This is a genomic window from Methanobrevibacter ruminantium M1 (assembly GCF_000024185.1).
Taxonomy (GTDB): domain Archaea; phylum Methanobacteriota; class Methanobacteria; order Methanobacteriales; family Methanobacteriaceae; genus Methanobrevibacter; species Methanobrevibacter ruminantium.
Window position 1 is genome coordinate 421,557 of the sequence record NC_013790.1, and the last position, 18,229, is coordinate 439,785.

Here is an 18,229-nt window from a genome sequence, read left to right on the forward strand (position 1 = left end):
TATTAAAATTTCCATGGTTTATTAGCATTTGGATGATATGAGTCGCTCCGCTCTTTTTTTCTTCTTATTATTTCTTCTGATTTTCTTCTCAATTCAGTTTTCTTTTTTTCACTTTCTATTTCATTCATTAATTCTTCTTTGTTTCTTATTTCATCATTATTGATTTTTAATTCTAATTTCCATTGTGATGTATTATCTAAGGCATGCGCTTCATTAACAATTTTCTTATATTCTATTATTCTTTCTTCTTTTTGTATTTCTTTTTTTAATTTTTCTTTAGTTATTACTTCAATATCCTCATCTATTTTCGATAATAATTTTCTTTGTGAGGTATCATTTAAGTCACTATCATTAACAATTCTCCTCAATTCAGTTTTCTTTTTTTCACTTTCTATTTCATTCATTAATTCTTCTTTGTTTCTTATTTCATCATTATTGATTTTTAATTCTAATTTCCATTGTGATGTATTATCTAAGGCATGCGCTTCATTAACAATTTTCTTATATTCCGTTCTTCTTTCTATGCCTTTCTTTTTTTCTTCAGTCATTTCTTTTATTAATTCCTCTTTAGTTGTTATTTCGTTACTTCCTATTTTTGATACTAATTTTTGTATTGTGACATAGTCTAATTTAAAATCTCTGTTATTATCATAAATAATATTTATAAATTCTATTCTTCTTATTTCTTTTATTAATTCTTCTTTAGTTGTTATTTCGTTATGTCTTATTTTGGATTCTAATTCCCATTTTAAGTCCCAATTTAAGTCACTATCATAAACAATTCTCCTCAATTCAGTTTTCTTTTTTTCTTCAATTATTTCTTCATTTAATTCTTCTTTGCTTCTTATTTTATTATTATCGATTTTTAATTTTAATTTCTTTACTGATGTAAAATCTAAGCCATATTCTCTCCTAACAATTCTCACATATTCTTTTAGCCTTCCTTTATTTTCATTTTCTTTTATTAATTCTTTTTCTTCTATGTTCTTTCTAAAACCATTTTTCTTTTTTTCACTTTCTATTTCATTCATTAATTCTTCTAGGCTCTTTATTTCAAAATTATTTACTTTGGATATTAATTTATAACATATGCTGTCGTATTTAAAATATTTGCAATTATCATAAATAATACTTATAAATTCTCTTCTTCTTTTTATCTGCTTTTCATTTTCCTCAATATATATCTTTATTTCGTCAGTATTAGTTATTTTTCCATTTTCTATTTTTTTAATTAAATCATGATTTTTAAAAATAGGGATTATTAGTCCTGTTTGATATGCATAGTGTTTTAACCTTTCAATTCTCATCATTTCTTGTTTCTTACTCATACAATCACGCTCTTTACCAATTAATCTTTAATCTATTTTTAGTTTGCTATAAATCTTGCCCTATTTTTCCACCATGAATATTGAATATACTTTTTTTAGGAGGAATAATTATTGAGTAAGAATGCTAAAGCAGACGCCTTTGTTGTGACCACTGAAGACGGATCCTATGACATTGTCGATGCAGATGTCTTGGAGAGGTATGCAATAAAGAGCGAATCTGACGAGACAGGAAGCAAGCAGTTGAAGACTGATGGTTGGGAATATGATGATACATTGCTTGAGCCGTTGTATGACCCATTGCAGTTGTGTGAGCTATTGGAGATAAACACATATCATGAGAACTGTGTCGATGTTGTTGCAAGGGACAGTGCAGGAATAGGATATGACATAGTTCCAGTTACTGGAGAGAAAGAAAAGGAACTTAACAAGCCAAAATTGACCAATTTTCTAGAAAACATCGAGCCTAATATCAATGAATTGCTGTACCAAATGAACTATGACAGAAGGGCTACTGGCTACGGAGCCTTGGAATTAATCAGAAAAGATAAATCGAAATCAGAGCCTGTTAACCTATCCCATATATCTTCTTACACTTTAAGAAGGACAAGTGATGGGAAAAGAGTAAAGCAGAGAGTGGGAACAAAGACAGTATGGTTTGTAATCTATGGAAAGAACTATGACAAGGAAGGCAATCTGTGCGATGTACACTCTGAGACAGGAGAGTTCCACCCTTACAATTCCTTAAGCAAGGAAGAAAGGGCAAACGAGCTGTTGTGGACTATGGAATACACCACAAAAAGCAAGTACTACGGATTGCCTAAGATAGTGGGTGCAATTCCAGCCATTTATAGCGACATAAGCCGTTCCAAGTACAATACCAGCTTCTTCAAGAACTACGGAATGCCATCATTCGCAGTCTTGGTAAGTGGAGACTTCGTGGACTATGGCCAGGAGGAGTTCCTTGAGGACGGAACAAAGAATCCTGAATATGACGTTACAAAGACTCTGAAGTGGAAGATTTCACAGCAATTGAAGCAGGCAATAAAGAACCCTCACAGTGCAGTAACAATCCTTGTCCCATCTGAGGGAGAGGAAGGTAATGTGGAGATTGAACTGAAGCCGCTGAGTGTCGAGACCAAGGAGGCGAGCTTCAGACTCTTCAGGCAGGATAACAGGGATGAAGTAATCCATGCACACAGGGTTCCTCCATACAAGGTCGGAATAAACGAGACAGGCAGTTTGGGTGGAAGCAATATAGAGGGAGCCACCATAAACTACAAGAACGATGTGGTGCTACCAATCAGATTCAACGATGAGTTTCTAATTAACCAAGTGATAAAGAATGACTTTAAGATAAAGGACTGGAGATTCAAGATAACGGAACATGACACAAGGGACTACACCACAGACATTGCAATAATCAAGGAACTGTTCCTTATGGCTTCAATCACTCCAAGGCAGATCATCGAGAACATTGGCGAAAGGTTCGGTCTGACAGCTTCAGACAATCCTTTTTTAGATGAATACTACTTGAACAATGTTCCTTTGGAGAATGTATGGAATGGCGGTGATGTGCCGATGGAAGCGGAGACAGTTCTTGACAGCTTGGAGAATGACTTGATGAAGGACGCAGGTGTTATGGATGAACAGCTTAGAGAGAAGAGACAGACTCGTGATGATGGCGCTCAAGGTGCGTCATTCAAAGAGGCAGATTCAGAATATCAAGAGAGAATACAGAAGGCGTTTGATACTCGAAGAGCAGTGCAGTAGGGAGATTGCGGACTTCTTCAGAAGGCTTGAGAGGAAAATCCACAAGGTCATGGATGAGCACTGGGAAAGCGAATTGGGTCTTTTCCATCTGAACAAGGTTTCAGACATCATACAGGACAGCAGGCAGGAGTACTATGACATCCTGTTCAAGTACTGCAAGGACTCCTACATGAAGGGAAGGGAAGCTACCGAAAGGAGATTCAACAGAAAACTGGAAAACATTAGCATGAAGGCAGATGTCAACATCACAAGACTTGAGGACCTGTTCAAGCCCGACCCTACTATAAGGTACAATCTCAACAATAAGGTCTTTCAGGCTTCAGCCCATACAATGGACAGGGTCGACAATAGGATAATGGAGAACATAACCCAAAGCTATGATGACGGATTAGGCATTGATGAGGCTAAGGACAGGCTGACCGTCGAGTACAATGGATTGAAGTCTTGGGAGGCACAGAGGATTGCAAGGACCGAAATCAATTCAGCCCAGAATGACGGTGCCTTTGACGTCTATGGAGAGCTTGGAGTTGAGTACCATCAGTGGTGGACTGCCCAGGACGAAAGAGTCAGGGAGACACCGCAGGCAGACCACAGGGAACTTCACGGCAAGATAGTGAAGGTGGGCAACTCGTTCAGCAACGGGCTTCAGTATCCTGGAGACAGGACAGGCAGGATAGTTCACTGGATAAACTGCCGTTGCACAACCCTTCCGTTCCTCATGCCTCTCGGAAAGATGGCTCCTCCAGGAATGATTGAGTTCACCGAAGAGGACCTGATTGACATTCCTAACTTCGAGATGCCTACAATAGATGACCTGATGAGGAGATACGAAGCTGTTGAACCCAAATCCCAGTGGATACTTGATGACTTTGAGGATTTGATCAACCTCAATGAAGATGAGGAAAGAAGGCTTGCTGAAATACAGGAAATCTTTAAGAGGAATGCTAGAGACAATGTTCCTCCATCATATATTGTCCAAAGGCAGTATGACGAATTCATGCTTAGAAAGAACTTTGCAGAGAATCTTAGAATGCTTAAAAGAGGACAGAATCCGTTCCTCAACGAGTCTGAAAAGCAGATGTTCATAAAGGATTACAGCAGGTTCCTAAAGCAGTACGAAAACGAGATAAGAATGAACAAGGAACTTCAGAAAATGTATCCGAAGGAGTTTTCAAAGGTTGCAAAGGATGTCGACCTGCAATTCTACAGGGAGAACTACAACAATCAGTTCAGCATTTACCATCCTGATGACATCAGGTCATTTGAAGTAACCTCCAAAACCTTGACTTCTGAGGAGAGGGCTAGGCTGAAGGAAATCGAGAAGCTCTATCCTAAGGAATCCAAGAGAATCGCAAAGGAAATGGACTTGAAGTATTATGAGAAAAGACATCCTGAAAGATTTGGCAGGTTCATGGAGGAAGAGGAAAGGAAGAGGCTGGCAAAAATTGAGAGGATGTATCCTAAGGAAACCTCCAAGATGGCAAATGAATTTGCTCCTAGAGATGTCAGCAGGCTGAGAACCAAGGAGGACATTGACCTGTACGAGAAAAACTTCATCATGAACAAGTCATACAGGAAGAAAGCCGATGAGATTGTGAACGGCAATGGCATGACAATAACAAGAAATGTGAAGTATGACCTGAAGGGAAGATACGAGGACTACATCAACATAACTGACGATACGTTCGATGTTTTGAGGTTCAAGGACTACAATTGCGAAATCTGGATCAGCAGCAAAAGCGAAGTGTCCACAGTCGAAATCATGCAAACTCTTGACAAGATTCCTAGAAAGCTCATGAACCAAAACCACAACAGAATAATATTCTCTGCTGACAGGGATGTCTATAATCTCAAGAAGAACCATTTCGTCGGAGGAGTTACAAAGAGAAAGGACAATGAAATTGTGATCTTCAAATGCAAGGAAGGAATCCTTTCACAAACCAAAACCCTTGCTCATGAACTTGGACATGCTTGGGACAACAATCTGAGCAAGATTGCCAATAGAGGAGGAGCCTACTATAAGGTTGCCGAAGAGGAAGGAGGATTTGTAACCTCATATGCAAGAAAGGGCTTTGAAGTCTTCAAGACCCATTACAGCGAAGACTTTGCGGAAGCAATGGAACTGTATGTAACAAGCCCTGAAAAACTGAGGAGAAAATTCCCAAAAAGATATGAGTTCATAAAGAACATGATGGAAGACGATTTGTTCGTTTTGGGGCTCATCCCTTATTGAAAATGGATTTATATCCTATGAAAAACAAAAACATGATTAATTGCTTTAAGATATTGGAGGTGCCGATATGATAATTGAAATTCCTGGAAATGACAGGACAGAAGAAATAAATTTGCCGAACGGACAGTTTGTACTGATAACCTACTTGCAGGAAAATGACATGATGTCATTGCCTGACGGGAAGTATGTCTGCCCATTCAGAATGATTCAGCTTTTCACTGAAGAGGGCGGTGAACTGATTGGAGAGTGCATTGAGGAAAATCCTCACTACAACACTCGCTTCTACAATACTGTCTTTGAGCATTTGGATGAAGGAATTGAGTACAGATAATCTCACAATTCCTTTCCCTTTTCTATTTTTTTTAAAATATTCTCTTTTTTTACAACATTTTTCCCTGCTTTTTTTTCAAATTTCAAAACCATTTAAAAATTCAGCCTTTTTTTCCAAAATTCCTCACTTTTTCATGATTTCATGCTTTTTTTCCACCATGTCTAGTGAAAATAAGGAATTTTAAAAACCGTTCAAAAACCCCTTCAGAGACCAATGAGAAGCCCTTGATTCCTCTTCAATCGGTTGAATTGTCGAGAGCTGAGTAATACTTTTTAATTACGGTTTCCCAAAAAAGTATTACTGTTTTTCACATTCTCCGTCGGTTAAATCCGTTGTTCTTTATTCAGACTTGGGCTATATCAGGTTTTTTCATATAGCTTAATGATCCAACCATCTTTCCATACCAAGACCACTGACGAACCGGTCAGATTGTATTATTTTGACCACCAAAAATAATACTTTTTTCACCAAAAAAGACCGGAATCTCATTGGTTAGAACAGAATTGAGTTACCTTACAAGTGTAAAACTGAGCGTGGTTGCTCCAACCTTCCTCAAACCTGTATATTTGAATTTATTCTCTTAACAGAGCGTTAATCTTTCTTATTTTCTCCAAAACATTTATATCTAAACGAATAATATAGTTTTTATTGTGTTTCCGTCCGTTTAGGAGAGAAAGAAGGAAGCACAGAGAGGCGATTTCATGTTAAGAGTCGTAGAGAGAACCTATTATCAACAAGAAGAAATCAAGACACTAGACTGTCGAATTAGAGAGGCAGGAGTCAACACTTACTCCCTTGCTCGTCAAGGAGCAGTTGACTATCCTACCTACGAATCCTACAACGAGGTGAGAGAGGAAAGGATAAAAGAGGCTAAGGAAAAATACGGTGAATCCTACTACTATCACTGGAGAGACGTTGAGACCTACTTCTATTACTTAGGAAGATTCTTTAGTGATTTGGAGGAAATCGAGAAGTACTTAGAAAGGACTGTTACCTATAAGCCTCACAGAGAAGAACTTAAAGAAGCAATGGAAAGGTTAGACAAAAGATTCGAGGAAGTCATCAACGAGTTCTGGTATTCTCTTGAGGAATACGAGGATATAACCGAGGATGTACTTGAGCAGTTGAAAGAAGGTGATTGCACCGTTCATTGCGAATTCCTTATAAAAGAGTTTAAGAAATTCGTCAATGTCATATGCAGAATCATAAAACAAAACGAGATTAACCATAAGGAGTTTTAATCTCCTTTCTCGTTACTTTTGAGGTGAGAATATGGACGCGATAAACGTTATCAACCAAAACAAGATATTAGTAGATGTTTTGTACCGTGGGACTGTAAACCTGATTGACATCGTCATCGGTGATGCATTGGTCTATGACAATCCGACAGTTGTAGTCAAGTGCTACACCACAGATTTGGCTTTTGCAACCACAGAGATTGATGAGATTGTATTAGAGAACGAAGAATTTGAGTTATTAATAACTTACGAGGACGGAGAGTTCTCAATTTTGTTGAAGTCCCACAATCTTGGGGAATTAGGATACATTGAATGGGTAATTTAGGTGGTTTTCGTATGGTTTTTGTCGATTTGTGCGAGAACGAAATAGCAGACATGGTCGAGAGCTTCTATCGCAATGGAGACGGTAGCAGCAGGATATTGACCAACAGAGCAGTTGGAGAGATAGTGGAGCACTACTGTTCCTTTGAAGTAGACGGTAGAATCACCACTAATCTCCGAGATTTCCTATTATATAGTGTTGTCTTATATGACACCATTGGAGAGGCTGTCGATGACGGAGTCAACCTTGAGGAAGTGTTCATCATAGAAGACAGGAACTGCTACACAGGGAAGTCTCAAGTCATATTGATTGGAGGGTGAGAAAAGTGGTGAATTGGTTGAAGGCTATTGGAGATAACTTCTCAGTGGATTATCTCCTTTTAGCATTATTCTCTAGTGGAGATTTGATATTGGTTGCCATCGTTCTCAATTCTTATGGTGTCATCTCACCTGAGAATGTAAGGGAACTGGTGATTGACTATATAAGTTACAGGAAAGTTGATATTTTTTGGAGACATCTAAGGAGACCTAGAATGAGTTTTGAAGATTATGTCTTAGACAATTTTGAAGAGATGGAAACTGGTGAACTCACCAGAGAGCAGGTTGTTGAATTTGTCTCTCGACAAGAGAGGAAAGGACTCACCTTCTGCAATGAGATCTTCATTGCTGTGCCTTTGAAGAAGGGGAGCAAGGACGATATCGTTGAGATATTGTGGAATGAGTATTTTGTGGAGGACTATAAGGAGAACTGGTTAGAGCAACACGAGAATCTTGGTTGGAATGACTGGAAGAAACTTTTGAAGAAAGAGATAGTTGAGAATGGTGGCGATGACTTCCAAATCTTTAGGAATCACCTGATTGACTGTGTCTTAATGGAGTATTGAACGAGATTTTAAAGGAGACGTGATAGAATGACAATGAAAGTTACTTTTGAAGATGAGAACGGTGAGAGAACAGTCGAGTTCGGCGATGACGTCGATTTCGTTTTAATCGAAAGCGATGATGACGGAAACATTGAGATTCGCGAAGGAGACTGGGAATTGGACGGAGATTCCGACGATGATTGGGAAGAGTACGATGACTGGGACGAGGAGGAGTTCTGAGTGGACGAATTCGTTGAGACCCTGTTCGACACCTACTGGAAGGTGAATGAGAACGGAGAGTACATGAGCCTTACCGATTGCGGTGATTTCTACATCGCAAAGGTTGCTCCCTGTGTTCGCAACTGGAGCATAGTGATAGAATGCAATTGCTTCTGTTTTCATTGCAAGGAATTTGTCTACCATGAGAACGGAGCAATACTTGAGATAGGTATGGAGATTAGCTCTCTTTACCTAAGCCAAATGGAGATAAAAGATTTGAAGATATACATGATAGATTGTTAGAACGGTGATGATATGGGATTAGACATGTTTTTGGAAGGAATATTTGAACAAGACGGAGAGAATGTAAGAGAACAGGTGATTTACTGGAGAAAGTCCAATCAGGTACACAACTGGTTCGTAGTCAACGCTCAGGACGGAGAGGACAACTGCCAACCACACTCAGTAAGCAGAGAACAGTTAGAGGAACTAAGAGACCTATGCAGAGCAGTGCTCGCAGACAATGACAAGGCAGAGGAACTTCTCCCAACAAGACCTGGTTTCTTCTTTGGTGCGATAGACTATGACGAATGGTACTACTACGATTTGCAGTACACCGTCGAGAAAATAGACGAAGTGCTTAAAGACGACAGATACCTGTACTTTGAGTATTGCAGTTGGTGGTAGAAGGTGAGAATATGGAATGCCCTTGCGATAATTGTGAGATGTTAAGAGAGAACGAACCAATCAAGGTGATTGACTGGAAGTCCAATTCTCCATTTGGAATGGATTTGTATCACTTTGAGGACGGCTTCAGATGTTGCTATAATGGTGAGGAAAGCTTGAGAAAAGAGGATCTAAGCAATCATGGTTGCAGATTAAGAGGAGGAATTTAGATGGAACTGATGACTAGGGAAATGGAAGGGAAACTCAAATCCTTCCCTTTCTATTCCCAAGACGGAAAAGGAGATGACGCGATAGTGGTGATGAAGTTCTTCAACCCTTACGGATTGGGAACTTGGTATGTATTGGAGGCAGAGAAACAGGAGAATGGTGATTACCTTTTCTTCGGATATGTTGAATCACCGATAACACCTGAATTCAACGAGTACGGTTACTTCTCATTGTCTGAGTTGGAGAACCTTAAGATACCAATAAAAATCAATGGAATAACCGTGTCCTACGGTAGGATTGAAAGGGATTTGTACTTTGAAAGGGTGAGAATTGGAGACATAATAGGAAATTAGAGAGGAAGTGTTGAGAATGTTCGGACAGAAGAAAGAATTTGTCAAAAAGATGTATCATGTCGGAGACGTTGTCGAACTGGTTCATATGGACGATGCACAGGCTCCACCTAGTGGAACCAGAGGAGAAATACTCTTCGTAGACGATATTGGTCAAATCCATGTGAGATGGGAGAACGGCTCAGGTCTGGCACTAATATATGGTGAGGACAGGTTCAAAGTTGTAGAGAGGAAAGGAGAATAGGAGAGATTTGATGGATTTGTTGTATCTTTATGATGACCTGACTGCAAGGAGAGAAGTCTACGATTCAGTCGGATTGAGTTTTGTGGTCAAGTATAAATTCTCATCTCGTAAGGAAGCACAGGATTTCGCATTGAAGTACGGTGCAGAACTGATTGAGGAATGATTGAACGGAGGAGATTAGGAATGAAGTACGATATTTTTACTATCTTGGATGAAATTTCAAGGAAGTTAGATGACGGTGAATTATCCGATGAGCAGGTTGATTTCCTGTTGCAGATGGAGATTCTAGTAGAGGAAGGCACTATCACAGACGAGCAGGCACAAGATGTCATGAATGGAGATTATTAACTATCTCCATTTTCATTCCGGTGAGATATTAGGAGAGATTTAGATGATGAAATTAAGTTTGAAGGAACTCGGTGAGGAAATTGAGATGATACTTGCAGAAGGTGGATTAACCTTTGATCAAGTCGATTATCTGTTGTACTTGGAGACCTGCATTGCAGACGGAAGCATAACAGAGGAGCAGAAGAGAGAAATTATCTGTAGGGACTTCTAACAGTCTCTACCATTTTATCTTATTGTTTTGGTGAGAGAACAGGAGAGATTGATTATGTATTTGGAAATTGACGAGGTCAAGTGCGAAAACATTGACAGAATTGAGTTTGACGATGTCGCAATGGAAATCGTCCTGACAGACGAAAAGGTGTACGAGAGAATAAAGAGATGGCTCAAGTCCAATGAGATTGACTACGATTGCAGGGAAGACCGGTATTTCGCCAATCTCATAGAATATGTCATTAGGATAACTTGGTGGTAACCGTGAGAGATGTCGGATTCACCATTGAGGAACGGTTCTTCCTTACTGCTCAGGAATTGGAGTATTCCGAAGTGGGAGAGGAACACGAGAGCGTCATTGACAGAGCCATCGCATTGCTGTACACGAAGCTCAGAACCAGAGACTTCGAGTTCACCGACGAAGAACGGGAACTCTTGGAGGATGCTTTTGTCATTGTCAGCGACCAATAGAGCACAGGTGTTTTTAGAGGGACTTTACGAAGTTCCTCTTTTTTTATGAATCACTATCTATGTATTTGGGTATAAATCGGAAATTCGTAAGGTCGACATGAGATATAAGACACCTGTTGTGAGATTCAACAGGTTATAATCATAACCATATGAATCTCATGGCATTCCTTTAAGGATTCACCCACGAAATCAGGGTTCCGTCTCGTGTGAGAACACAGGTTTATGAAGAATATTGAGATGCCATTCATTCAGGGAGTCAAGGGGTGAGATAGTGGACTCTCTGAAAAAGTCATGTCTCGTGTGACGTTTGAAATAAAAATTAACGGAAATGGTCTAAATTGGTAAATTATCGGTAGTAAATGGGTAATTTAGACCAAAGGAGTTAAAAAACCTTCAGAAGACCTGTGCTCAATGGAGCGATTGGGTATCTGAAAAAGGAGTTGGTAAGAAAAGGTCATAGATGGGTGGAACGACGGTCGATGAGGAATCGTGTCATAGGGTACTGCAACCGTAGACTGCTCCATGAAAAATTTCTGAAATTTTGACGGTGAAAATTGGGTAGGTGGCATTACAAGTGAAAAAGTCTGTGCAGTCGCTTTCATTGAACGATGGCAAAAATCACTCACCGACTCTCTGAATGTGATTTTACACTTGTAATGGTGGTATTTCAAAAAGTATTACTCAGTAATACTTTTTTCCCAAAAAAGAACCAAAAATACCAATAAAATAAGGTAAAGAAGGGTTCTGCATTAAGCTATCTGAAGGAAACCGTTCAGAGAAAAGTGAGATTTCGTTCTCTCCTGTTCTCGCTGGTGATCTGTTGTCGAGAGAAAAACGGTTGTCCTTTTGTTTAGGGTGTAATCAAGGCACCATAGAGCGTTGAAAAAATTTTCAGTTTTTGAGATTTTGAACTGAAATTTTTCCCAAATCACTCAGTAGGAACTCAGTAAGCACTCAGTAGTTAGAGTGAATTTTTAAAAAATTTGATTTCTCAAAACTTCAAGTAATAAATTATTAATCATCTAATCCGTAATGCCACCGAGGAGTTATCCAATGTTTTGGCACCTTCTTATCATAGTAATATTCTTCCCATTCTTCCAAAGTCCTAAATTTATGTATTCTTCTATTTTTCTTCTTTAGAGAGTCACGAACTAATCTCAAATTTGGATCAATTTTATCAAGATTAACTAAAACAGTCTCATCAGTAATCTCATTAATAGACATAATACGTACATCAGAATCAAAAGCATTTTTAACAATATCCTTTAGAATATACGCGTCGCTAATTTTCTTTACAGCTTCAAGACGAACAAAATAATCAGAATCATTTTTAGCAACACTTATTAAAACAGATTCATCAGTAATCTTCTTAATAGTTTCACGTCGAATAGTGGAATTAATATCATTCTTAGCAATATCCTCTAAAACAGACTTATCATTAATCTTCTTTACAGCTTCAAGACGAACAAAATAATCAGAATCATTTTTAGCAACACTTATTAAAACAGATTCATCGCTAATTTTCCTTACAGCTTCAAGACGGACAGACGGATTATTATCCTTTTTAGCAATATTAGCTAAAACAGACTTATCATTTATCTTCCTTACAGCTTCAATACGAACTATCCAACTAGGGTCATTTTTAAGAACATAAGCTAAAACAGATGAGTCATTTATCTTCCTTACAGCTTCACGACGAACTTTAGAATCGGAAGCATTTTTAGCAAAATCGATTATAACAGTCTTATCATTTATCTTCCTTACAGCTTCAATACGCACATCCTCATCATTATTATTTTTTGCAAGTTTGATTATAATAGTCTCATCATTAATCTTCTTAATAGCTTCAATACGAACTTTAGAATCGGAAGCATTTTTAGATATATTCTCTAAAACAGATTCATCATTAATATTCCTTACAGCTTCAAGACGGACATTCTCATCATTATTATTTTTAGCAATATCTTCTAAAACAGATGAGTCATTTATCTTCCTTACAGCTTCACGACGAACATCATAATCAGAAGCATTTTTAACAATATCAATTAAAACGTAATTATCACTAATCTTCCTAACTGCTTCAAGGCGAACATTAGAATCAGAACTCTTTTTAGCGACATCAGCCAAAACAGATTCATCATCAATATTCTTTACAGATTCGCGACGAACATTAGAATCAGAACTCTTTTTAGTGAATAGGTTAGATATATCATTCCAAGGCAAACCTCTTTTTAAAACTTTCTGCCTCAATTCTCCAAAAGATGAAGCAATGATATTTCCTCTCCCTCTTTCAGTTACATATAAATAACTCCAAGTGTTATCATTTTGTCGCTCAATCTTATAATCTATAACATTTTCTTTAGCCATAACTTCTCCTTCTTTGTTTTTTCACTTAATTGAAATTTTAACAAAATTTCTATAATAAATAAGATGGAGTTCAGTAGTTAGAGAAAAATAAAAAAATTTTAGTTTTCTTAAATTTACTATTACAGAACTAAATTAAATGCAAAAATTTAATCCATCTTGGTTTCCTTTTGGCAATTGTTGCATTTTTTGCCATGACTTCGCAGTTTAATTAATAAATCACATTCCTCCTCCATAAAACATTAAAATCAATATAATACATATAACCAATAATATTGGAATAATAATTGCTGACCATACCTTACTTTTTCCTGTTGACCCGTATCCTATTGACCTGTAATATTCATCAATAGTCATCACGTTTCTTTCTCTTTCTCTTTCTCTCTTTTCTCTTTTAATACTATTTCTTTCATTTGCTTTCCTAATTCTTTCATTCCTTTTTATTCTTTTTTCTTCACTCTTTTCTCTTTCTCTCTTATCACTTTTAATCCTATTTCTTTCATTCTCTCTTCTAATTCTTTCATTTCTTTTTATTCTTTCTCTTTCTCTTTCTTCTATTTTAATCCTATTTCTTTCTAGTCTTTCCTTTCTTTCTCTTTCTTTTTCTATCTTTTCTCTTTCTTTTTCTCTCTTTTCTCTTTCTAGTCTTTCCTTTCTTTCTCTTTCAAATTGTTCAGTTCTTTCTCTTTCAAATTGTTCCTTTGCTTCTTTAATAGCTCTTTCAAATTGTTCAGTTCTTTCTCGTTCTCTTTCAATTTTTTCTATTGTTAATTGTTCTACTTTCTCCATTTCAGCATTAATATCGAAAGCACCATGGTTAAATTTGCATTTGCATTTATCACATTGCCATTTAATATTAGTATCTTCACATTTTGAAACACGTGGACTAAAACAATTAGGACATTTGACTACCATTATTAACCCTCTACATACAAAACAATTAAAAAGTAAATCGCTATGTTACGCTTCGGTTTAAAGAAGTTATTAAACACTTAACATTAATCCTTATTTTTCTTATTTAAATGATTTATTGTAAACATTATAAAAGTTTTGTTAAATATTTTTTCATTTTTTCTAATTTTCCACTATGTTGGTTGAAGGCTATAAGCCTGTTCACCGAATTTAGCTATTTTTTGGAGTGATTAATATTTTAGAGGTTGTTACCAAATCAAGAGATTCCTTGCTTATTACTGCTCCAGTACTGATTCCAGGTGAAAGGGATTGTGAGTTTGACTACGGAGAGGAGCCGTTGACCGAGGGTCAGATAAGGCAGATTGCACATGAGTATCTGGCAAATTACAGCCTTGTCGACAAGAACCATGAGTTCTTCGAGACCAGAGAAGTTATAGGAGTTCCTGTGGAGTCATATATAACAAACGAGCCTATAAGCCTCAAGGGCTTGGACGGAACAGTCAATGAGTATCCAAAAGGAACCTGGATAGCCACCACAAGGATAACTGATGAAGAGGAGATGGAAAAGGCACTCAATGGAGAGTACACTGGATACAGCATAACAACTGTGAGCAAGAAGTTCGCAGACAAGCAGATCCAGCTGCCTAGAAGAGTCCTGATGAAAGACATCAAGGACCCAGTGGGTTTCACCATAAGCCTTGTCAGGAAGCCTTGCGTAAGAGGAGCTAAATTTTGCAGTATGAAAGAAGATATAGAGAACGGTGATGTTGTGAGCGAAAATATAGACGATAAGTTGGAAGAGGAAACCAAAGGTTTCGTGCAGTCCATCAAGGGAATCTTCAACAAGGAAGATAAGGATGAAGACAAGAATCCTGAAGATGAGGATATCGAATTGGACATCAAAGCCATTGTGGATGAGGTAACCAAGGATTTCGTAAACACCGACGATTTCGAGACATTCAAGAATGAGTTGGAAAAGGCTTTGAGCGACAAGTTCGAGACTCTTGGAGCAGAACTTTTCAAGTCCTTGAAGAAATCCTTGGAGAAGGACAAGGCTGAAGAAGCCAAAAATCAGGAAGATGACGAAAGCGATGAGGATGATGATGAGGAAGAGGCAAAGGACAATGGAGAGGCACAGAACGTCCAGTCCAGCAAATCCATTCCGAATCATGACATCAAGGACAACCAGAAGGTTGCAAAGACCGGAGCCGCACGTGTCTATGAAATCATGGGCAGGGACAACACAGGCTCTGCAGTCAGGAAATTATAATCATACATCAACAGTTTTATTTTAGGAAAGAAGTGTAACTATGGGAAACGAAGCTACTTTAAACCAATTGGTAAACGAGCAGGAAAAGGCAGTCTTCAAGTCCATGAGGACTGACATGGAGACAGGAAAGGCTGTATTGAACGTCGAGCAGCTAGGTTACTTCCTTAGAGAAGCAACATTAGACAATACAATTTTAAGAGATGCGGACTTCAAGCTGATGAAATCATTCAAGAAGCATCTCAACAGGGTAGGAATAAACGGAAGGGTCCTCACAAACGGATATGACGTGAACGGCGAGACCGACCCTGAGATTCCTGCGGCTGACGTCGACTTCGGAGCAAACGAGTTGGACGTCAAGAAGCTCAAGGCAATGTGCGAAATCGAGGATGACGAGAAGGAGGACAACATGACACAAGCCCAGTTCGAGCAGACCCTTCTCCAGATGATGGGAGAAAGGATTGGAGAGGACTTGGAATACTGGGCATTGTTTGCTGACAGCGAAGTTGCAAGAAGCGACGACCCTCTTCTCAACACAAATGACGGATGGCTCAAGAAATGCGCAAACCACATATCCAGCAGGTCAATAGCTCCTAGCAATGGAATGTTTGACATTGAGGACGGTCCTGAAGCGATGTTCGACGCAATGATCAAGGCATTGCCTCCAAGATTCAGGAAAAACAGGAGAATGCTCAAGTTCTATGTTCCTTTTGAAGTCGAGGACGCATACAGGAACATCCTCATAAACAGGGGAACTGGCTTGGGTGATTCCGCACAGATAGGGTTCAACGCCTTGTCCTACAAGGGAATACCTATCGAGCACTGCTCCACCTTGGACGATGAGGACGGAAGGGGAATGCTCGGCAACAGAGTATGTTCCATGCTCACAAACCCTAAGAACTTGGCTTACGGAATATGGAAGAATCTTTCTGTAGAGCCTGAAAGGATTGCCAAGAACGAGCTCACAAGATACTGGTTCCGTATCCGCGGCGATGTGGACTACTACTTCCGTAACGGAGCAGTTGTAAGCGTAATGAATTCAAGCGATGCGGAGGCGTTGCCTGAACTCTCCAGAGCATAATGGTATGATTTCGCATATCATTGTGCTTCTCATTTGCTTTATAGGATTGGTTGAGGCGATACTGATGGCATTGGTTGATTGGGAGGACTTGGCAATATCCGTTCGCAAGTCTCCTAGAAAGCTTTATAATGTTTTGAAGGATGAGTTAGGTCTTCCTGAATGGAACGAACTGTCTGTGATTGAAAGGAGAAGCATGAAGAAAAGGTATGCTGTCATAAGAGATTCCTTTCCTGAGTTGCCTCCATGGGAAGAACTTTCCGTCATAGACAGGAGAAGCCACAAGAGACTCTACAAACTTATCAAATCAGTTTATGATGGAGACTATGATGACAGTCCAAGCTTGGAAGGTCCACCAGCAGCAGTCGGTCCTCAGAAGGAGATTCCATTGGAAGAGGCAGAGTATCCTTGATTGAGGAGATGGCAATATGACTTGGATTGGTACGGAAGATGTCATCGAGTTCACAGGAGTCAAGCCTCAGACATTCAGGTTCGAGAAGGGAGACACCTCCAGCCTGGAAACATTGCTTGAGAAGTGGATTCTGCAGGCAGAAGGACTTATAATATCCTACTGCAACTACGATTTCAATGACTTGGAGGAGATACCTCCAGCAGTTGTTAATGTCTGCCTTAGGCTCACTGCAAACATGGTCGCATTGGCACAGGCAAGGAAGGACACTCCTGTAATTCAGGTCAAGGAATGGAACGTGCAGACTGTCAGTTCCAACATATTCTCAAATGACTTGAAAAGGGACTTGACCCCTTTCGTGCATGAAAGGAAAAGCTACAAAGGAGACGAGATTGACTTCTTCGTCATCACTGGAGATGATGACTCTTGGTGAAATTGCAGATTGACGTTGAGGAACTCAAGCCATTGGAGCCAAGGTTCAAAAAGGTTGCCAAAAGGACAGTTGTGTTGACTGCAAATGAATTGCAGAGAAACCTCAAGAAGTTGAGTCCTGTGGATCATGGAAGGCTTCAGGGCTCTTGGGTAATCTTCCAGACAGGAGAATTGGAAAGGACTGTGAAAAGCAGTGCAAAGTATGCCATTTTCGTGAATGACGGAACAGGACTGTACGGTCCTTTGGGTCATAAGATAAGACCTAAGAACGGAAAGTTCTTAGCCTTTACACCAAACAAAGGAAAGTTCAAGGGAAAGCTTGTTGTGGTTCCATGGACTAGAGGACAGAAGCCTCAGAGGTTTGTTGAGAGAAGCATGGAAATGACTGAAAGGAGAGTGCAGGAATTCATGATAAGGGCAATGATGGAGATGGACTCATGAGATTCGTAAATACTGCTTCGCTTGTTCCTCAGACTGTCAAGGCATATCTTGAAAGGGAAATCTGCGAAGGAGGGTTGCTTGAGGATGTAGAGACACTCATTCCGTCCGTGAACAGCGACGTTCCTGTTGACCCACCTGCGATATGGATAGTCCAGCACCCCACTACCAGATGGTCTGGCAGTCAGCCAAATCTCTCAAACAAGATAGCTATGTCAGTCCCTTTCGAGTTCGTATGCGTGGAATACAGCGATGACTTGGAAGAGGCTGAGATATTGGGAATAAGCCTAGCCAGCAGGGTTGGCTCAAGCCTGATGAAGAACTTCAACAAGGTGAAAGTTGATGATTCCATGCCGAACAGGTTCTTCCACAAGCTGGAGTTCGAGACATTGTATCCGGTAGGAGAGGTAACGGTTGTGGGAAAGAGCGAAAGGATACCTGCAACCAGCATCATTTTTAATTTCGTTTATGTTGTTGATTGGTTGAAATGTAATAGAAGATATGATTAA

The 18,229-nt window shown here is 39.1% G+C and carries 27 protein-coding genes; 23 read left to right on the forward strand and 4 right to left on the reverse strand.

Features of this window, described 5'->3' with window-relative positions; genetic code table 11:
* Nucleotides 1-2: 2 nt before the first annotated feature.
* On the reverse strand, nt 3-1,328 hold the full coding sequence (locus tag MRU_RS01490) for a hypothetical protein (RefSeq protein WP_012955094.1): 1,326 nt from the start codon (nt 1,326-1,328) through the stop codon (nt 3-5).
* 111 nt (nt 1,329-1,439) lie between these two features.
* Here MRU_RS01490 and MRU_RS12020 point away from each other — a divergent pair, with 111 nt between their 5' ends.
* The 17 genes from MRU_RS12020 (at nt 1,440) to MRU_RS01565 (ending at nt 10,820) form a co-directional block, all read left to right on the forward strand.
* A complete protein-coding gene (locus MRU_RS12020) occupies nt 1,440-3,098 on the forward strand; it encodes a phage portal protein (RefSeq protein ID WP_012955095.1) in 1,659 nt (552 codons plus the stop codon).
* 355 nt (nt 3,099-3,453) lie between these two features.
* Nucleotides 3,454-5,331, forward strand: coding sequence for a phage minor head protein (locus MRU_RS01500; protein ID WP_227717053.1), 1,878 nt, complete (start codon nt 3,454-3,456; stop codon nt 5,329-5,331).
* 67 nt (nt 5,332-5,398) lie between these two features.
* Nucleotides 5,399-5,662, forward strand: coding sequence for a hypothetical protein (locus tag MRU_RS01505; protein ID WP_012955097.1), 264 nt, complete (start codon nt 5,399-5,401; stop codon nt 5,660-5,662).
* 701 nt (nt 5,663-6,363) lie between these two features.
* Nucleotides 6,364-6,903 (forward strand): hypothetical protein, encoded by a 540-nt coding sequence (locus MRU_RS01510; RefSeq protein ID WP_012955098.1) that lies wholly within the window; start codon nt 6,364-6,366, stop codon nt 6,901-6,903.
* 31 nt (nt 6,904-6,934) lie between these two features.
* Nucleotides 6,935-7,225, forward strand: coding sequence for a hypothetical protein (locus MRU_RS01515; protein WP_012955099.1), 291 nt, complete (start codon nt 6,935-6,937; stop codon nt 7,223-7,225).
* Nucleotides 7,226-7,236: 11 nt separating this feature from the next.
* Nucleotides 7,237-7,542, forward strand: coding sequence for a hypothetical protein (locus MRU_RS01520; RefSeq protein WP_048812360.1), 306 nt, complete (start codon nt 7,237-7,239; stop codon nt 7,540-7,542).
* A gap of 17 nt (nt 7,543-7,559) precedes the next feature.
* A complete protein-coding gene (locus MRU_RS01525) occupies nt 7,560-8,105 on the forward strand; it encodes a hypothetical protein (protein ID WP_048812361.1) in 546 nt (181 codons plus the stop codon).
* Between the two features lie 27 nt (nt 8,106-8,132).
* Complete coding sequence (locus tag MRU_RS01530) at nt 8,133-8,324, forward strand: hypothetical protein (protein ID WP_012955102.1); 192 nt, start codon at nt 8,133-8,135, stop codon at nt 8,322-8,324.
* Between the two features lie 63 nt (nt 8,325-8,387).
* Nucleotides 8,388-8,606 (forward strand): hypothetical protein, encoded by a 219-nt coding sequence (locus MRU_RS01535; RefSeq protein WP_143714280.1) that lies wholly within the window; start codon nt 8,388-8,390, stop codon nt 8,604-8,606.
* 12 nt (nt 8,607-8,618) lie between these two features.
* The gene (locus tag MRU_RS01540) at nt 8,619-8,990 is read left to right on the forward strand and encodes a hypothetical protein (RefSeq protein WP_012955104.1); all 372 of its coding nucleotides are present in this window, start codon (nt 8,619-8,621) and stop codon (nt 8,988-8,990) included.
* A gap of 11 nt (nt 8,991-9,001) precedes the next feature.
* Nucleotides 9,002-9,199: a hypothetical protein gene (locus MRU_RS01545; protein ID WP_012955105.1), complete on the forward strand. Its 198-nt coding sequence runs from the start codon at nt 9,002-9,004 to the stop codon at nt 9,197-9,199.
* A gap of 9 nt (nt 9,200-9,208) precedes the next feature.
* The gene (locus MRU_RS01550) at nt 9,209-9,550 is read left to right on the forward strand and encodes a DUF2958 domain-containing protein (RefSeq protein WP_265101247.1); all 342 of its coding nucleotides are present in this window, start codon (nt 9,209-9,211) and stop codon (nt 9,548-9,550) included.
* Between the two features lie 16 nt (nt 9,551-9,566).
* Nucleotides 9,567-9,791: a DUF4314 domain-containing protein gene (locus MRU_RS01555; RefSeq protein WP_012955107.1), complete on the forward strand. Its 225-nt coding sequence runs from the start codon at nt 9,567-9,569 to the stop codon at nt 9,789-9,791.
* A gap of 10 nt (nt 9,792-9,801) precedes the next feature.
* Nucleotides 9,802-9,954, forward strand: coding sequence for a hypothetical protein (locus tag MRU_RS11870; RefSeq protein WP_012955108.1), 153 nt, complete (start codon nt 9,802-9,804; stop codon nt 9,952-9,954).
* A gap of 20 nt (nt 9,955-9,974) precedes the next feature.
* Complete coding sequence (locus MRU_RS11875; protein WP_171776155.1) at nt 9,975-10,139, forward strand: hypothetical protein; 165 nt, start codon at nt 9,975-9,977, stop codon at nt 10,137-10,139.
* Between the two features lie 43 nt (nt 10,140-10,182).
* Complete coding sequence (locus tag MRU_RS11880; RefSeq protein ID WP_012955110.1) at nt 10,183-10,350, forward strand: hypothetical protein; 168 nt, start codon at nt 10,183-10,185, stop codon at nt 10,348-10,350.
* A gap of 263 nt (nt 10,351-10,613) precedes the next feature.
* Nucleotides 10,614-10,820 (forward strand): hypothetical protein, encoded by a 207-nt coding sequence (locus tag MRU_RS01565; RefSeq protein WP_048812362.1) that lies wholly within the window; start codon nt 10,614-10,616, stop codon nt 10,818-10,820.
* 492 nt (nt 10,821-11,312) lie between these two features.
* On the opposite strand, the gene MRU_RS12125 is transcribed toward MRU_RS01565, so the two are convergent.
* The 3 genes from MRU_RS12125 to MRU_RS01575 all read right to left on the reverse strand — a co-directional run bounded on the left by MRU_RS12125 (nt 11,313) and on the right by MRU_RS01575 (nt 14,099).
* Complete coding sequence (locus tag MRU_RS12125; RefSeq protein ID WP_265101240.1) at nt 11,313-11,435, reverse strand: hypothetical protein; 123 nt, start codon at nt 11,433-11,435, stop codon at nt 11,313-11,315.
* A 399-nt stretch (nt 11,436-11,834) separates the two neighbouring features.
* On the reverse strand, nt 11,835-13,187 hold the full coding sequence (locus tag MRU_RS01570) for a HEAT repeat domain-containing protein (protein ID WP_012955113.1): 1,353 nt from the start codon (nt 13,185-13,187) through the stop codon (nt 11,835-11,837).
* Nucleotides 13,188-13,403: 216 nt separating this feature from the next.
* A complete protein-coding gene (locus MRU_RS01575) occupies nt 13,404-14,099 on the reverse strand; it encodes a hypothetical protein (RefSeq protein WP_012955114.1) in 696 nt (231 codons plus the stop codon).
* Nucleotides 14,100-14,322: 223 nt separating this feature from the next.
* On the opposite strand from MRU_RS01575, the gene MRU_RS01580 reads away from it, so the two are divergent.
* The 6 genes from MRU_RS01580 to MRU_RS01605 are packed head-to-tail and all read left to right on the forward strand — an operon-like array spanning nt 14,323 to nt 18,229.
* The gene (locus tag MRU_RS01580) at nt 14,323-15,366 is read left to right on the forward strand and encodes an XkdF-like putative serine protease domain-containing protein (RefSeq protein ID WP_012955115.1); all 1,044 of its coding nucleotides are present in this window, start codon (nt 14,323-14,325) and stop codon (nt 15,364-15,366) included.
* A 40-nt stretch (nt 15,367-15,406) separates the two neighbouring features.
* Nucleotides 15,407-16,444, forward strand: coding sequence for a hypothetical protein (locus MRU_RS01585; protein ID WP_012955116.1), 1,038 nt, complete (start codon nt 15,407-15,409; stop codon nt 16,442-16,444).
* Nucleotides 16,410-16,853 (forward strand): hypothetical protein, encoded by a 444-nt coding sequence (locus MRU_RS01590; RefSeq protein WP_143714281.1) that lies wholly within the window; start codon nt 16,410-16,412, stop codon nt 16,851-16,853. Before MRU_RS01585 ends, MRU_RS01590 begins: the two co-directional genes overlap by 35 nt.
* Before the next feature lie 16 nt (nt 16,854-16,869).
* Nucleotides 16,870-17,283: a hypothetical protein gene (locus MRU_RS01595; RefSeq protein WP_012955118.1), complete on the forward strand. Its 414-nt coding sequence runs from the start codon at nt 16,870-16,872 to the stop codon at nt 17,281-17,283.
* A gap of 2 nt (nt 17,284-17,285) precedes the next feature.
* A complete protein-coding gene (locus MRU_RS01600; protein WP_227717044.1) occupies nt 17,286-17,723 on the forward strand; it encodes an HK97 gp10 family phage protein in 438 nt (145 codons plus the stop codon).
* Nucleotides 17,720-18,229, forward strand: coding sequence for a hypothetical protein (locus tag MRU_RS01605; RefSeq protein WP_012955120.1), 510 nt, complete (start codon nt 17,720-17,722; stop codon nt 18,227-18,229). The genes MRU_RS01600 and MRU_RS01605 overlap by 4 nt, the downstream gene beginning before the upstream one ends.

Coding starts and splice junctions, on each gene's coding strand:
- MRU_RS01530 (WP_012955102.1), top strand. CDS start 8,133: ATGACAATGAAAGTTACTTTTGAAGATGAGAACGGTGAGAGAACAGTC.
- MRU_RS01595 (WP_012955118.1), top strand. CDS start 16,870: ATGACTTGGATTGGTACGGAAGATGTCATCGAGTTCACAGGAGTCAAG.
- MRU_RS11880 (WP_012955110.1), top strand. CDS start 10,183: ATGATGAAATTAAGTTTGAAGGAACTCGGTGAGGAAATTGAGATGATA.
- MRU_RS01575 (WP_012955114.1), bottom strand. CDS start 14,099: ATGGTAGTCAAATGTCCTAATTGTTTTAGTCCACGTGTTTCAAAATGT.
- MRU_RS01570 (WP_012955113.1), bottom strand. CDS start 13,187: ATGGCTAAAGAAAATGTTATAGATTATAAGATTGAGCGACAAAATGAT.
- MRU_RS01510 (WP_012955098.1), top strand. CDS start 6,364: ATGTTAAGAGTCGTAGAGAGAACCTATTATCAACAAGAAGAAATCAAG.
- MRU_RS01505 (WP_012955097.1), top strand. CDS start 5,399: ATGATAATTGAAATTCCTGGAAATGACAGGACAGAAGAAATAAATTTG.
- MRU_RS01500 (WP_227717053.1), top strand. CDS start 3,454: ATGGAGAACATAACCCAAAGCTATGATGACGGATTAGGCATTGATGAG.
- MRU_RS01585 (WP_012955116.1), top strand. CDS start 15,407: ATGGGAAACGAAGCTACTTTAAACCAATTGGTAAACGAGCAGGAAAAG.
- MRU_RS01515 (WP_012955099.1), top strand. CDS start 6,935: ATGGACGCGATAAACGTTATCAACCAAAACAAGATATTAGTAGATGTT.
- MRU_RS11870 (WP_012955108.1), top strand. CDS start 9,802: ATGGATTTGTTGTATCTTTATGATGACCTGACTGCAAGGAGAGAAGTC.
- MRU_RS01545 (WP_012955105.1), top strand. CDS start 9,002: ATGGAATGCCCTTGCGATAATTGTGAGATGTTAAGAGAGAACGAACCA.
- MRU_RS01520 (WP_048812360.1), top strand. CDS start 7,237: ATGGTTTTTGTCGATTTGTGCGAGAACGAAATAGCAGACATGGTCGAG.
- MRU_RS01555 (WP_012955107.1), top strand. CDS start 9,567: ATGTTCGGACAGAAGAAAGAATTTGTCAAAAAGATGTATCATGTCGGA.
- MRU_RS11875 (WP_171776155.1), top strand. CDS start 9,975: ATGAAGTACGATATTTTTACTATCTTGGATGAAATTTCAAGGAAGTTA.
- MRU_RS01550 (WP_265101247.1), top strand. CDS start 9,209: ATGACTAGGGAAATGGAAGGGAAACTCAAATCCTTCCCTTTCTATTCC.
- MRU_RS01605 (WP_012955120.1), top strand. CDS start 17,720: ATGAGATTCGTAAATACTGCTTCGCTTGTTCCTCAGACTGTCAAGGCA.
- MRU_RS01490 (WP_012955094.1), bottom strand. CDS start 1,328: ATGAGTAAGAAACAAGAAATGATGAGAATTGAAAGGTTAAAACACTAT.
- MRU_RS01590 (WP_143714281.1), top strand. CDS start 16,410: ATGCGGAGGCGTTGCCTGAACTCTCCAGAGCATAATGGTATGATTTCG.
- MRU_RS01540 (WP_012955104.1), top strand. CDS start 8,619: ATGGGATTAGACATGTTTTTGGAAGGAATATTTGAACAAGACGGAGAG.
- MRU_RS01535 (WP_143714280.1), top strand. CDS start 8,388: ATGAGCCTTACCGATTGCGGTGATTTCTACATCGCAAAGGTTGCTCCC.